This is a genomic window from Streptomyces asoensis, assembly GCF_016860545.1.
In the GTDB taxonomy this organism is placed as follows: domain Bacteria; phylum Actinomycetota; class Actinomycetes; order Streptomycetales; family Streptomycetaceae; genus Streptomyces; species Streptomyces asoensis.
Genome location: NZ_BNEB01000003.1, coordinates 966,145 through 979,315, shown reverse-complemented (window position 1 = coordinate 979,315; position 13,171 = coordinate 966,145). Strand labels below are relative to the sequence as shown.

At 70.6% G+C, this 13,171-nt stretch carries 11 protein-coding genes and 2 pseudogenes; 7 read left to right on the top strand and 6 right to left on the bottom strand.

The annotated features are described in order from the left end of the window. Window positions 1-41: 41 nt before the first annotated feature. Window positions 42-1,013, bottom strand: a complete 972-nt coding sequence (locus tag Saso_RS17030; RefSeq protein WP_189921190.1) for a zinc-binding dehydrogenase — start codon at window positions 1,011-1,013, stop codon at window positions 42-44. 148 nt (window positions 1,014-1,161) lie between these two features. On the opposite strand from Saso_RS17030, the gene Saso_RS17025 reads away from it, so the two are divergent. Beyond that, window positions 1,162-1,866, top strand: a complete 705-nt coding sequence (locus tag Saso_RS17025; RefSeq protein ID WP_189921188.1) for a pentapeptide repeat-containing protein — start codon at window positions 1,162-1,164, stop codon at window positions 1,864-1,866. Between the two features lie 52 nt (window positions 1,867-1,918). Here Saso_RS17025 and Saso_RS17020 read toward each other — a convergent pair whose 3' ends face one another. Further along, window positions 1,919-2,419 (bottom strand): hypothetical protein, encoded by a 501-nt coding sequence (locus tag Saso_RS17020; protein ID WP_189921455.1) that lies wholly within the window; start codon window positions 2,417-2,419, stop codon window positions 1,919-1,921. A gap of 58 nt (window positions 2,420-2,477) precedes the next feature. Here Saso_RS17020 and Saso_RS17015 point away from each other — a divergent pair, with 58 nt between their 5' ends. Beyond that, entirely contained in the window at window positions 2,478-3,929 is a 1,452-nt protein-coding gene (locus tag Saso_RS17015; protein ID WP_189921186.1) for a M1 family metallopeptidase, read from the top strand. A 67-nt stretch (window positions 3,930-3,996) separates the two neighbouring features. On the opposite strand, the gene Saso_RS17010 is transcribed toward Saso_RS17015, so the two are convergent. Continuing rightward, window positions 3,997-4,179, bottom strand: a complete 183-nt coding sequence (locus tag Saso_RS17010; RefSeq protein ID WP_229901225.1) for a hypothetical protein — start codon at window positions 4,177-4,179, stop codon at window positions 3,997-3,999. Between the two features lie 146 nt (window positions 4,180-4,325). Further along, window positions 4,326-4,901 carry a TerD family protein gene (locus tag Saso_RS17005; protein ID WP_057579155.1) on the bottom strand — a complete coding sequence of 192 codons (576 nt, stop codon included), beginning with the start codon at window positions 4,899-4,901 and terminating at the stop codon, window positions 4,326-4,328. 212 nt (window positions 4,902-5,113) lie between these two features. On the opposite strand from Saso_RS17005, the gene arfB reads away from it, so the two are divergent. Together arfB and Saso_RS16995 are read left to right on the top strand one after the other, a co-directional pair. Further along, window positions 5,114-5,551, top strand: coding sequence for an alternative ribosome rescue aminoacyl-tRNA hydrolase ArfB (gene arfB, locus Saso_RS17000; protein WP_189921185.1), 438 nt, complete (start codon window positions 5,114-5,116; stop codon window positions 5,549-5,551). A gap of 131 nt (window positions 5,552-5,682) precedes the next feature. Further along, a pseudogene (locus Saso_RS16995) lies at window positions 5,683-6,552 on the top strand (sigma-70 family RNA polymerase sigma factor). Window positions 6,553-6,588: 36 nt separating this feature from the next. Here the strand turns inward: Saso_RS16995 and Saso_RS16990 are convergent. Then, on the bottom strand, window positions 6,589-7,080 hold the full coding sequence (locus tag Saso_RS16990; RefSeq protein WP_372442472.1) for a flavin reductase family protein: 492 nt from the start codon (window positions 7,078-7,080) through the stop codon (window positions 6,589-6,591). Between the two features lie 441 nt (window positions 7,081-7,521). Between Saso_RS16990 and cdgB the strand changes: the two genes are divergently transcribed. From cdgB to Saso_RS16975, 3 genes and pseudogenes are all read left to right on the top strand, one after another. Next, window positions 7,522-9,189 (top strand): diguanylate cyclase CdgB, encoded by a 1,668-nt coding sequence (gene cdgB, locus Saso_RS16985; RefSeq protein WP_189921183.1) that lies wholly within the window; start codon window positions 7,522-7,524, stop codon window positions 9,187-9,189. Between the two features lie 120 nt (window positions 9,190-9,309). Next, window positions 9,310-10,275: a CBM35 domain-containing protein gene (locus tag Saso_RS16980; protein WP_189921182.1), complete on the top strand. Its 966-nt coding sequence runs from the start codon at window positions 9,310-9,312 to the stop codon at window positions 10,273-10,275. Between the two features lie 290 nt (window positions 10,276-10,565). Further along, a pseudogene (locus Saso_RS16975) lies at window positions 10,566-11,429 on the top strand (IS5 family transposase). 795 nt (window positions 11,430-12,224) lie between these two features. On the opposite strand, the gene Saso_RS16970 reads toward Saso_RS16975, so the two are convergent. After that, the gene (locus Saso_RS16970) at window positions 12,225-13,154 is read right to left on the bottom strand and encodes a 1-phosphofructokinase family hexose kinase (RefSeq protein WP_189921181.1); all 930 of its coding nucleotides are present in this window, start codon (window positions 13,152-13,154) and stop codon (window positions 12,225-12,227) included. Between the last annotated feature and the right edge of the window lie 17 nt (window positions 13,155-13,171).

Genomic DNA, 13,171 nt, shown 5'->3' with positions numbered 1-13,171 from the left:
TGGATCGCGTCCTGGGGCGGTTCGTGTCCGGGCCGTGCCGGTCAGGGGACCAGGACGACCTTCCCGACCGTCGCGCGCGACTCCAGCGCCCGGTGCGCGGCGGCGGCCTCGGCGAGCGGGAACCGGTGGACCGCGGGGTCCAGCCGGCCCGCGGCGGCCTCGGCGAGGGCGCGGGTCTCCAGGGCCCGCAGACCCCCCGCCTTCTCGATCATCACGGGCCCCAGGACCGACCGGGAGACCCCCTCCACGAAGTGCCCCTTGCCGCCGCGGACGCCTTCGGCGGACCACCCGAAGACGAGGTGCCGGCCCGTGGGGCCCAGGAGACCGACGGCCGCCCGGGCGACGTCCCCGCCCACCCCGTCGAGCACGACGGTCGCGTCCCGGCCGCCCAGCCGGTCCCGGACCCTCGCCGGCCAGGCGGTGTCGGTGTAGTCGACGGCGACGTCGGCGCCGTTCGCCGCGACCAGCGCCGTCTTTTCCGGGCCGCCCGCCAGCCCGACGACGGTGCCGCCCGCGTTCCTGGCGCACTGCACGAGGAGGGTGCCGATCCCGCCCGCCGCCGCCGGGATCACCGCGACCGTGCCGGGTCCGAGCTCGGCGAACTGAAGGATCCCCAGCGCCGTCCGGCCCGTGCCGATCATGGCGACGGCGCGGGCGGGGTCCAGTCCCGCCGGGATCTCGTGGAGACGGCCGGCGTCGGTGACGGCGCGCTCGGCGTACCCCCCGGGTGCGAAACCGAGGTGGGCGACCACCCGTCTGCCGAGCCAGCCGTCCGCCGTCCCCTCGCCGAGGGCCTCGACGACACCGGCGATCTCCCGGCCGGGAACGGTGGGGAGCACCGTCGGCGTGGGGGCGGGACCCTGGTGGCCCTCGCGCAGGGCGGTGTCCAGCAGGTGGACGCCCGCCGCCTCGACGGACACCAGGACCTGGCCAGGCCCGGGCACCGGGTCGGCGACCTCCTCGTGACGCAGGTTCTCGGCGGGGCCGAAGGTGTGCAGGCGGACGGCGCGCATGGGAGCTCCCCCGGTGGGTGCGGGTGCGGGTGCGGCCCGGGCGTGGTGCCGGGCGCCGTCCTCCAGCCTTCAACCTGAACCTTGCTCGAGGTCAAGGGCGCTGCGGGCCGGGCCCGGGATTGTCAGTGGCGGGGTGCAGCATGGGGGCATGGTGAGGACGGGTACCGGCAGGACCGGCGGCGGTGGCGGCAGGGCCGGTGCGGCGGTGAAGGGCGCGCGGCGTCCCCAGGTGCGGCTGCCGGCACTGGAACCGCACGCGGACGCGGGGCTGGAGCCCGACGGCGACTACGACGGCGTGGAGCTGCGCGACCTGGACCTGGCCGGGCAGGACGGCGGGGGCGCCCGTTTCATGGACTGCGCCCTGACGGGCTGTGCGCTGGACGAGACCCGGCTGCGCCACACCCGTTTCCTCGACTCGGTCCTCACCGGCCTGCGGGGCGTCGGCACGGACCTGGCGGAGGCGACCCTGCGCGATGTCGAGCTGATCGACGCGCGCCTGGGCGGGACCCAGGCGTACGGCGCCGTCCTGGAGCGGGTCGTGATCCGCGGCGGCAAGATCGACTACCTGAATCTGCGTCAGGCGCGGCTGCGGGACGTGGTGTTCGAGGCGTGCGTGCTGGTCGAACCGGACTTCGGCGGCGCCCGGCTGGAGCGGGTGGAGTTCGTCGACTGCGCCCTGAGGTCCGCCGACTTCACCGCGGCGACCCTGGCGGACGTGGATCTGCGCGGAGCGGTGGAACTGGGCATCGCGGGCGGCGTGGACCGTCTCTCGGGAGCGGTGATCAGCGCGGCCCAGCTGCTCGATCTGGCGCCCGTGCTGGCGGCGGAGCTGGGGATCAGGGTGGAGGGCTGAGGAGCCCAGAGGGAGGTGGGGGGAGGGCCGCCGGAGAAGGCCGCCCCGGGGGTCATCGCAGCCGGGGGAAGCGGGACTGGAGCGTCCAGATCGCCGGGTTCTCGCCCAGGTCCTCGTGCAGGTCGGTCAGGTCGGCGAGGAGGTCGTGCAGGAAGTCGCGTGCCTCACGCCGCAGTTCGGCGTGGGAGAAGGTGAGCGGGGGCTCCTCCGCCGGCATCCAGTCGGCCTCGATGTCCACCCAGCCGAAGCGGCGCTCGAAGAGCATGCGGTCGGTGGACTCGGTGAAGTCCAGTTCCGCGTACTGCGGGCGGGAGGCGCGCGAGCCCGCCGGGTCCTGGTCGACCTGCTCCACGATGTCGCACAGCGCCCACGCGAAGTCCAGCACCGGCACCCATCCCCAGGCCGTGGACACCTCGCGGTCCGCCTTGGTGTCGGCGAGGTAGACGTCACCGCAGAACAGGTCGTGGCGCAGGGCGTGGACGTCCGCGCGCCGGTAGTCCGTCTGCGGGGGGTCCGGGAAGCGGTTGGAGAGGGCGTAGCCGATGTCGAGCACGTAGGCGATGGTGTCACGCCCCCGCGCCGGGACCGGCCGCCCCCATAGGATCACGGACATGTCCCGATCCGTGCGTCTTGTCCCGGCGTTGGCCGCCGTGCTGCTCCTGCTCGCCGCGACCGCCTGCGACGACACGGCGGCGCCGGACTCCACGGGCGCGCCGGGCCTGGACGACCCGTACTTCCCCGAGGCGGGCAACGGCGGCTACGACGTCTCGCACTACGGCCTCACCCTCGCCTACACCCCCGAGGGCAACCGGCTCAGCGGCACCGCCGTGGTCACGGCCCGCGCGGGCCGTGACCTCTCCGCGTTCGACCTGGACCTGGCGGGCATGACGGTCGAGGAGGTGACCGTCGGGGGCGTCCGGGCGGACTTCCACCGCGACGGCCAGGAACTGACCGTCCGCCCGGCCGGCACCCTGTCCGGGGGCGAGACCTTCGAGGTGCGGGTCCGCTACTCGGGCAGCCCGCGGACGATCACCGACCCGGACGGCTCCAAGGAGGGCTGGCTGCGCACCGCGGACGGCGCGCTCGCCCTCGGCGAACCCACCGGCTCCATGACCTGGTTCCCGGGCAACCACCACCCCTCCGACAAGGCCGCGTACGACATCGCCGTCACCGTCCCGAAGGGGCTGACGGCCGTCTCCAACGGCGAGTTGAGGAGCGAGCGGGCGACGGACGACGGACGCACGACGTTCGTCTGGCACACCGGCGAACCGATGGCGAGCTATGTGGCGACCGTCGCGATCGGCCGCTACACCGTCACCCGGTCCACGGCCACCCGTACGGCGGGCCCGGAGATCTGTCCCGGCGCGGTGTCCCCGGCGCGGACCGGCCTGCCGGTGTACGTCGCCGTCGATCCGTCGCAGGTGGCGGCGAGCCGCGCCGTGCTCGCCCGGCTCCCCGAGGTGATGGAGTGGGCGGAGTGCAACTTCGGCCCCTACCCGTTCTCGTCGGCCGGCGCGATCGTCGAGCGCCCCGGGGACGCCGCGTACGCCCTGGAGACGCAGAACCGTCCCGTCCACCCGGGCGCCCCCGACCTGCCGACCTTCGTCCACGAGATCGCGCACCAGTGGTTCGGGGACTCGGTCACCCCGGAGAACTGGCGGGACATGTGGCTCAACGAGGGCTTCGCGACCTACGCCGAGTGGCTGTGGGCGGAGGACGACGGCGGGCCCAGTGCCCAGGAGAGGTTCACGGAGCTCTACGACCACGGTGAGGACGAGTTCGAGGACCTGTGGGACTTCGCGCCCGGGAAGCCGACGAGCGCGGCGGAGATCTCCGACGACCCCGTCTACCAGCGCGGCGCGATGGTGATCCACCGTATCCGCAGCACCGTCGGCGACGACGCCTTCTACGACCTCGTCCAGGGCTGGGCGGCCGCCCACCGCCACGGCAACGCGAGCACCGCCGACTTCACCTCCTACGTGGAGCGCCGGGCCCCGGACCACGACTTCACGCGGATCTGGGCGGACTGGCTGTACGGCGAGGGCAGGCCGCCCCGCCCCTGAGTGCCCCGCCCCTGAGTGCCCCGCCTCTGAGTGCCCCGCCTCTGAGCGTCCGGCCCGGCGGGTGCGGTCAGCGCAGCGGCTTGCGCGGCACCGCGCAGGGGCGGCCCCGTTCGAGGTCGGGCCGGTGTCCGACGACCCGGTGGCCGAGCGCGGTCCAGAAGGCGAACGCCCCGGGGTCGGCGGGGTCGGGGTGGCGGTCCAGCGTGATCACGACCCCCACCAGCCGCCCTTCGCCGCGGGCGAGCAGCACCCGCGCCCCGTCGTGCGCCAGTTCGCGTGCCAGGGCCGCGGCGACCTGCTCCGGGCGGATGTCGTCCGGGTCGGGGAAGCCGCGGAGCCCCCGGCCGGCGGCCGGGGGCTCCGTCGCCGCGAGCGGCGTGCGCGGGTGCCGGTGACTCAGACGCTGACGCCGAAGTCCTGGGCGATGCCCACGAGGCCGGACGCGTAGCCCTGGCCGACCGCGCGGAACTTCCACTCGGCGCCGTTGCGGTAGAGCTCGCCGAAGACCATGGCCGTCTCGGTGGCCGCGTCCTCCGAGAGGTCGTAGCGGGCGATCTCGGCGCCGCCGGCCTGGTTGACGATGCGGATGTAGGCGTTGCGGACCTGGCCGAAGTTCTGCGAGCGGTTCTCCGCGTCGTAGATCGAGACCGGGAAGACGATCTTGTCGATGTCGGCGGGGAGGCCCGCCAGGTTCACGTTGATCGCCTCGTCGTCGCCCGCGCCCTCGCCGGTGCGGTTGTCGCCGGTGTGGACGATGGTCTGGTCCGGCGTCTGCTTGTTGTTGAAGAAGACGAAGTGACCGTCGGAGTAGACCTTGCCCTGGAGGTTGACCGCGATCGCGGAGGCGTCGAGGTCGAAGTCCGTGCCGGTGGTGGTGCGGACGTCCCAGCCGAGGCCCACGGTGACGGCGGTCAGGCCCGGAGCCTCCTTGGTGAGCGAGACGTTGCCACCCTTGGACAGGCTTACAGCCATGGTTGGGAGTCCTTCCCTCGTTGCGTACGGCTTCGTACGGGGCTTCGTACGGGCACGAAGCTACAGCTATCCCTATGAACGCAGCCAAGGGTGCTCAAGGTTCCCCGCCACTCCGCGTTTCTTTACTTTCTTTACCGAGCCGGCCCTGGCGGCCGTGACGGGGTCGAGGCATCGGGATATTCGCGTGACGTGGGAGCGGCGGGGGCGGGAACATGGTGGGCATGTCCGGTCCCCATGTCGTCCGCGGCTCCGTCTCCCTGCCCGAGGCCGAGCTCATGTGGCGTTTCTCGCGGTCCTCGGGACCGGGCGGGCAGCACGTCAACACCAGTGACTCGCAGGTGGAGCTCCGCTTCGACCTCGCGCGCACCGAGGCGCTGCCCGAGGTGTGGAAGGCGCGGGCGCTGGAGCGGCTGGCCGGCCGGCTCGTCGATGGCGTCGTCACCGTGCGGGCCTCGGAGCACCGTTCCCAGTGGCGCAACCGCGAGACCGCCGCGGTGCGCCTCGCCGCCCTCCTCGCCGAGGCCACGGCCCCGCCGCCCAAGCCGCGCCGCCCGACCAGGATCCCGCGCGGGATCAACGAGCGCAGGCTGCGGGAGAAGAAGCAGCGGGCACAGACGAAGCGGGGCCGCAACGGGCGGGACTGGTCCTGACCGCGCCCCCGCGCGCGTGCCCGCCCTCGCGCGCGGGTCCGCTCCCGTGGGCGCCGGTCCATCTGTCACATCCCGGGCCCGGCATCCGTCAGTCGGCCGACAGCCGAACACGACCAGGGATGTGACCGACGATGGCATCAGGCGACGACGACTTCCTCGCCGGGCGTTTCGAGGCGCACCGCGGCCGCCTGCGGGCCGTCGCGCACCGCATGCTCGGGTCGGCCGCCGAGGCCGACGACGCCGTGCAGGAGACCTGGGTGCGGCTCAGCCGCAGCGGCGGCGCCGCCGCGGGCAGGGAGATCGACAACCTGGCGGGCCGGCTGACGACCGTCGTGGGCCGGGTCTGCCTCGACATGCTGCGTGCGCGCCGCTCGCGTGCCGAGGAGCCGTGGGAGAGCGGGCCGCCGGCCCTGTCGTCCGAGGCGGCCGATCCGGCGCACGACGCGCTGCTCGCCGACTCCGTGGGTGTCGCGCTGCTGGTCGTCCTGGACACCCTCACGCCCGCTGAGCGGCTGGCCTTCGTGCTGCACGACCTGTTCGGCGTGCCCTACGAGGAGGTCGCGGCCGTCGTGGACCGCACCCCCGAGGCCGCGCGGCAGCTCGCCAGCCGGGCCAGGCGCCGGGTGCGGGGCGCGCGGGAGCCGGACGCCGACCTCGCCCGGCAGCGCAAGGCCGTCGACGACTTCCTGGCCGCCGCGCGGTAGGGGGACTTCGAGGGGCTGCTCGCCGTCCTGGACCCGGACGTGCTGGCCCGCTCCGAGGCCGGTGTGGCCACGGGCGCGGCGCGGGTGGCGGCGGGCGCGACGAGTTACGCGTCCCTCGCGGGCGTGGCCCGGCCGGCCCTGATCGACGGCGTGGTCGGAGTGGCGGTATTCGTCGGTGGCCGGCTGGAGCGCACGCTCGGTTTCCTGTTCGTGGGCGGCGGCCGGATCGCCGTGATCGACATCGTGACCGACCCCGCGCGGTTGGCCCGTCTCGACGTGGTCCTGCGTCAGGTGTGAACGGCGTCCGGGCGCCGGCCGCCGGCGGTGAGGGGATCAGCCCAACTGCCGGTAGCGGCCCCGGAAGTACAGCAGCGGGCCGCCGTCCGCGCTCGGCGCCGAGGCGGTCAGCACCCGTCCGACGACGAGCGTGTGGTCGCCGGCCGGGACCCGCTGCTCGGTGCGGCACTCCAGGGTCGCCAGGGCGCCGCCGAGCAGCGGCGCGCCGGTGGCCTCGCCACGCGTGTACGGGAGGTCCTCGAAGAGCAGCCGGTCGCTGATGCGGCCCTTCATGGCGAAGCGGCCGGCGATGTGGCGCTGGTTCTCGGAGAGCACCGACACCGCCCACGAGGGCTGTTCGTCGAGCAGGTCGTCCATCCGGGAGCCCGTGCGCAGGCCGACGACCACCAGGGGCGGGTCGAGGGAGACCGACATGAAGGCCGTCGCGGTCATGCCGACGTCCTCGCCCTCCGGCGCCCCGGGGTCGTCCGGGTCCAGGGACGGTTCCCGGGCGGTTACCAGGACCACGCCGTCGGCGAGCCGGGACATGGCGGCGCGGAACTCGTCGTTGCTCACCCCCTCAGCATGCCTGGGGGGAGTCGTCGACACGGTCGTGAGCGCATGGGGATCGAGTACGTCTGGGGGCACGTCCGAAACGCTAGTGTCCCGCCGACGGCCCCCGCATCGGACCTCCGCCCGAGTAGGGTCGTAGGACCGCGGACCGATCCCCCGACCCCGTTTCGGTGTCTGTGCGTGTTCAGGAAACACACAGGAAAACGCGGAAACTCTACTCAAATGTTCATGTTCAGCTGTGACTTGAGTCACAAGACGCATTAATTGTTGACCCTGTGTACCGAGTGGGCAGCGCGCTGTGATTCAGTGGCGGAGGCGTCACAAGGAGACACACACCGACAACACAGCACCAGAAACGACGTTACGCCGAAGACAACCCTTGATTCGCTGCGAAGTCTCGGGGGGAGGGCGAAACACATGGAGACCGAGTCGGAGCCTTACGTCCGCCTTGCGTCCCTGCGACAGCTGCACCAGGTCATGGCCGAGATGAACACGGCCCGCAGTCTGGCCGACACCTTGCAGACCGTCGCGGACGGAGTCGTCACGGCACTCGGGTACGAACTGGCGTGCGTCAATCTCGTACGCCCGGACAACAATCTGGTGGTCGCCGCCTTCGCGGGCAACCCCGCCGCCGAGGCCCTCATCACCGGCCGGGTGGGTTCGCGGGAGTCCTGGGAGCGGCGCCTGGCCATGGGCGAGACCTGGGGCGACCTGGTCTTCATCCCGCACACCGAGGGCTGGGTCCTCGACGACGACGACGTCCCCCAGTGGTACACCGACGGGCCCGCGCCCCGCTTCGAGGACGAGTGGCATCCCTCGGACCGTCTCTTCGCCCCCATGTACATGCCCGCGGCGCCCGGCAGCGGGGGAGCCTGCGGCGAGCTGATCGGCGTCCTGTCGGTGGACCGGCCGCGCAACGGCCGCCGTCCCGGCGCCTGGGGACGCGAAGCGCTCCAGATGTACGCCTTCCAGGCCGCCATCGCGATCAGCAACGCGCGTCTACGCGCGAATATGCAGCGGGCACTGGTCAGACTCGAACGCGAGCAGCAGGCGCTGCGCGCCAGCGAGGAAAGCTTCCGGCAGGCCTTCGAGTACGCCCCCTCCGGCATGGCGATAGCCGAGATGGGCGGCGACCAGCACGGCCGAATACTCAGGACCAACGACGCCCTGTGCCGGCTGCTCGGCCGCCCCGCCTCCGCGATGCGCCGGTACTCCTTCTCCGACCTCGTGCACCCCGAGGACATAGGCACCCTGCTGCGCACCTCCGCGGAGGGCGGGCGCGCGGAACTGCGCCTCGGCCGCCGCGACGGCACCTACGTCTGGGTCAGCCTGCGCAACTCCGTCGTCGCCGACGCCGCCGACGGGCCCCGCTTCCTCCTCACCCACGTCGAGGACATAGAGGACCGCAAGCGCCGCGAACTCCAGCTCGCGCACCGCGCCTCGCACGACTCACTCACCGGCCTGCCGAACTCCGCCGAACTGCGCTCGCGGCTCGCCGCCCGGCTCTGCCAGCGCCCCCAGTCGACCCACCCCGCCGCCGTCGACGCCATGGACACGGCCTACGGCCACGCCGCCTTCGACGCCAACGGCCACGGTTTCGACTACCGGCCCGGCGGCGCCGAGTCCTTCGACGGCTACGACCACCACGTGCACACCGCGGCGCCCGAGGAGGGCCAGGACGACGGCACCAAGGGGCTCGCGGTCCTCTTCTGCGACCTCGACGGCTTCAAGTCGATCAACGACCGGTTCGGCCACAACGCCGGCGACGCGGTCCTGATCGAGGTGGCCCGCCGGCTCTCCCGCCAGGTCCGCGACGGCGACACGGTCGCCCGGCTCGGCGGCGACGAGTTCGTGATCCTCGCCGACGGTCTCGGCCGCGCCGACGCCGCCGACCTCGCGGTACGCCTGCGCAACGAGATCATCCAGCCGATCCGTGCCGAGGGCAGGGCCGTGCGGGTCGGCGCCAGTTTCGGCATCGGCTGGGCACATTGCGGGATGACCGCGGACGAAGTGCTGAAGTCGGCCGACGAGCGTATGTACGTCGAGAAACGATCTCGTCCCAAACAGCACAGACGGGCCGGATGATCACCAGGTCAGGGGGCTGTTGCGAGCTGACTCACCCGTTTGGGTCATCGGAGGGGGGTAGGCTCGCGAGTCTGACCGCACCATCGCATCCGACCCGCACCTGCTGAGGAGTACCAAGGGATGACGTCCGGCAACAACGGGGCCAGCACGCCCGAGGACGACGACCCGTTCGGCTACCTCTACGCCGACGGCCAGGCCAACGGCGCCCAGCCGCCGTCCGGGGGTGGCTACGGCTACCCCAACTCGGTCAGCAGAGTGCGCGCGGTCGGCGAGCGCCAGTACGGCCAGCAGTCGCAGCAGCAGACCGCGCAGTACGGGCAGTACGGCCAGTCGCAGACGGTCCCTCAGCAGCAGGGCGCGTACGGCCAGCCGAACGCGCACTACGCCGCGCCCGAGAACTTCGGCGCGGGCGGTGGCCCCTCCACCGGCCGCCAGGCCGCGCAGAACGGCGGCGGCCGCGGTCGCGGCCCCAACACCAAGGGCCTGCTGATCGGCGCGGTCGTGGTGGTCGCCGCGGTCGTCATCGGCATCGTGGCGGTCATGGCGAACGGCGACTCCGGCACCGACGACAACAAGGCCGGCACCCAGACCTCCCCGACAGCCTCCGCCCCGCAGAGCGCGTCGCCCAGTGAGAAGGCTTCAGGCGACGCGAACGAGGCCGAGCTGCCCAAGGCCGACGCGAAGGCGCTGAATTTGACGGGCGGCACAACCACAGCATCCGAAGTGAACGGTGCGAAGGCGGATGGTGGGATCTACGTCACGGATTTCAATCACGTCGGTGCGGCCGTAACCTGGAATGTCAGCGGAATTCCCAAAACGGGCAAATATACATTGTATGTGAACTATGGGGTGCCCGGTAAGGATGCGGATGCCACGCTCACGGTCAATGGCGCAGCGCAGACCCGCCCCCTGAATATGAAAAACTTCGCCAAAGCTGCAGAGGGTGACTATGAGAAGGGGTGGACCAACACTTGGGGAAACATCACCCTCAATAAGGGCACCAACAGTATCATGATCTCGTGTGAGCAAGGTAACGCCTGCGACGCAAACGTCGACCAGCTGTGGCTTGAAGCAGGTTGGAAATAGAGGCGGTTCTATGCCTAGCGGAACGAATCTTTTCCGCTTGATATGTCGGCGCGCTTGATATTATCGACAGGATTTACGGTCACTGTCGCGACAAGTAATTCGGGAGTACGTCGACCTCCGAGCCCCGTGGATTCATTCATCTATCCCCTTGACGGGGCGTGAATACGGTTGTGTCAGATCGCGGAAACTAACGCCGGGATGGCTACTAGGCCACTGACGGCCGCGATGGTGCGGTCGCAGTGCTGTTTCCCGCTTCATCAAAGATCATCAAGTTGGTGGATCATGGTGGGGTGATACGCCGCCACGAACTCACTGACTCAGAGTGGGAGTTGCTCGCTCCGCTCATACCGCGAGCCGCGACAGGCCGTCCGCGCGTGGAGGACCGGCGGGTCATCAACGGGATGGTCTACAAGATCCGGACCGGGATCTCCTGAGGTGACCTGCCGGAAGGCTACGGGTCATGGCAGACGGTCTACACCCGCTTCCGCCGTTACGCCCTGGACGGCGTGTTCACCCAGGCACTCCAGCAGGTCCAGGCCCACGCCGACGCGGCTGGCGACATCGACTGGCTCGTTCAGATCGACTCCACGATCGTCCGCGCCCATCTGCACGCCGCCGCCACGGGGCGAAAAGGGGGATCCACCGGCCGGACGAACCATACGATCACGCCCTCCGCCGATCCCGAGGAGGCCTGACCACCAAAGTCCACCTCGTATGCGACGGACGCGGGCGGCCCCTCGCCACCTTGCTGACGCCCGGCCAACGCCACGACAGCATCTGCGCACGCCCCCCTCCTGGAACGGATCCGGGTTCCGCGAGCTGGCCCTGGACGGCCTCGCTGCCAGCCCGACCGGGTCATCGCGGACAAGCCCTACGGCTCACGCGGCTTCCGCGCCTACCTGCGCCAACGCGGCATTACATGCACCATCCCGGAAAAGAACGACCAACGGCAACACCGACACAACCGCGGCCGTCGCGGCGGCCGTCCTCCGGCATTCGACCGGCAGATCTACCGCCGGCGCAACGCAGTTGAGCGGTGCTTCAACCAACTCAAGGGCTTCCGAGGCATCGCCACCAGATACGACAAAACCGCCACCTCTTACGAGGCAGCGGTCAGTCTCGCATCATTCCTGCTCTGGGCAAGATCCGTTTGAAGACGGACCCTAGCGAGCTGGCGCCTTGGGCGGCGAGGAAGCGGTCGAGGTTCGTCGCCGGTCAGGGTGGCCACGCCCTGCCGTTCGTTGATTTGGGTACCCGCAAGGGGTGCCTTATATCGGTCGTCGCCCGATATAAGGCACCCCCCGCCCAAGAATCCCGCAAACGAACTACACGTCTAGCCTTGGGTGAAGAAGGGGTGCGTCGATGGTTGGATCGCTCGTTTCCCCAGGGGTGTCATTCAGTATTAATGCTTCAGTCTCTGGATGATGTATGGTTAGGCCCAGTTCGCGCAGGCGTTGAGAATGGTATCGCCCTCGAATCTGCCTACCTGTACACCCATATCAAAGAAACCGCCGCGGTCCGTAGCGGTGAAGTCCCATGATTGCGTGGATCCTGCCCCATTGTAATTGGCGTGCCACGCCCAGTATTTAATTGTTCCAGTGGAGTCTTTCGTGATCAAGCGGACTCTGACGTGGTGGCCGTCGGCGCTAGTGTCCCACGCTCCCAGGGAGCCACCTATGAAATCTGAGGCCCCGTTGTAGTTGCTTATGGACACGTCTCCGTTGGCGCCAGTTGTCGTGCAGTTTGCGAAGAGATTCACGGCTGATGCGGGAGTGGCTGAGATGACTCCGAGGAGCAACGCCGAACTTGCCACACACGCGCTCAAGGTGGCTCTCTTCTTCGACATGCAGGCTCTCCAATTCAACGGTAAATATCGTGGACCTGACAAGTTATAACTCCCATTGTCGACTGTCAATGGAGTAGATCTAATAAAGAAAACTTAGGCTAATTTATGATGCTAATACTTCATTATTGACTGAAATTAGCCCCATCAACGCCTCATACGTGGGGTGGTCGAACTCGCCGGCCACCGGGGATGCCACGGTCGCCGCGGAGAGGGCGGCCGCGCGGGACAGGCGCTCCGGCCAGGGGAGGCGTTCCAGCAGACCGGAGAGCAGGCCCGCGACCACCGAGTCGCCCGCACCCGTCGGGTTGCCGTGGACACGATGGGGCGGCGTGGCGCGCCAGCGGCCCTCCGGGGTGGCGGCGACCAGGCCCTGCGCGCCCAGGGAGGCGACCACGGACTGCGCCCCGCGCCTGCGGGCGTCGAGGGTGGCCCGCGACGGCTCGTGGGAGCCGGTGAGTTCGGCCAGTTCGCCGGCGTTCGGCTTGACGATGTCCGGGCGGGCGGCGACCCCCCGGCGCAGCGGCTCCCCGCTCGTGTCCAGCAGTACCGGGACGCCCGCGGCCCGTGCCGTGCGCACCAGCGCCGCGTAGGCGCCCACCGGCACACCCGGCGGCAGACTGCCGCACAGGGCGACCGCGTCGGCGCCGGCGAGCAGCCCCTCGTAGGCCTCCTGGAACGCCGACCACTCGGCGGACGCGATGACCGGGCCGGGTTCGTCGAGCCGGGTCGTGTCGCCGGAGCGCATGTCGACGACGGCGACCGTGCGGCGGGTGGTCCCGCCGACCGGCACCAGCGCGTCGACGACGCCGGGCGTGCGGGTGAGCAGGTCCTGGACGACCCGCCCGGTGACGCCGCCGGTGAAACCGGTCACCGTCACCTCGTGGCCGAGGGCCGCCAGCACCCGGGCGACGTTCAGCCCCTTGCCGCCGGGCCGCTCCTGTACGTCGCCGACCCGGTGCGAGCGGTGCGCGCGCAGCTCGGGCACGTGGTAGGTGAGGTCGAGCGCGGTGTTGAGGGTGACGGTGAGGATCACCTGGGCCGACCTCCCCC

Bases quoted from the DNA above. Each gene is read 5' to 3' on its own strand.
- Saso_RS17030 (WP_189921190.1), bottom strand. From the start codon at position 1,013: ATGCGCGCCGTCCGCCTGCACACCTTCGGCCCCGCCGAGAACCTGCGT.
- Saso_RS17025 (WP_189921188.1), top strand. From the start codon at position 1,162: ATGGTGAGGACGGGTACCGGCAGGACCGGCGGCGGTGGCGGCAGGGCC.
- Saso_RS17015 (WP_189921186.1), top strand. From the start codon at position 2,478: ATGTCCCGATCCGTGCGTCTTGTCCCGGCGTTGGCCGCCGTGCTGCTC.
- Saso_RS17005 (WP_057579155.1), bottom strand. From the start codon at position 4,901: ATGGCTGTAAGCCTGTCCAAGGGTGGCAACGTCTCGCTCACCAAGGAG.
- arfB (WP_189921185.1), top strand. From the start codon at position 5,114: ATGGTGGGCATGTCCGGTCCCCATGTCGTCCGCGGCTCCGTCTCCCTG.
- Saso_RS16990 (WP_372442472.1), bottom strand. From the start codon at position 7,080: ATGTCCCGGCTCGCCGACGGCGTGGTCCTGGTAACCGCCCGGGAACCG.
- cdgB (WP_189921183.1), top strand. From the start codon at position 7,522: ATGGAGACCGAGTCGGAGCCTTACGTCCGCCTTGCGTCCCTGCGACAG.
- Saso_RS16980 (WP_189921182.1), top strand. From the start codon at position 9,310: ATGACGTCCGGCAACAACGGGGCCAGCACGCCCGAGGACGACGACCCG.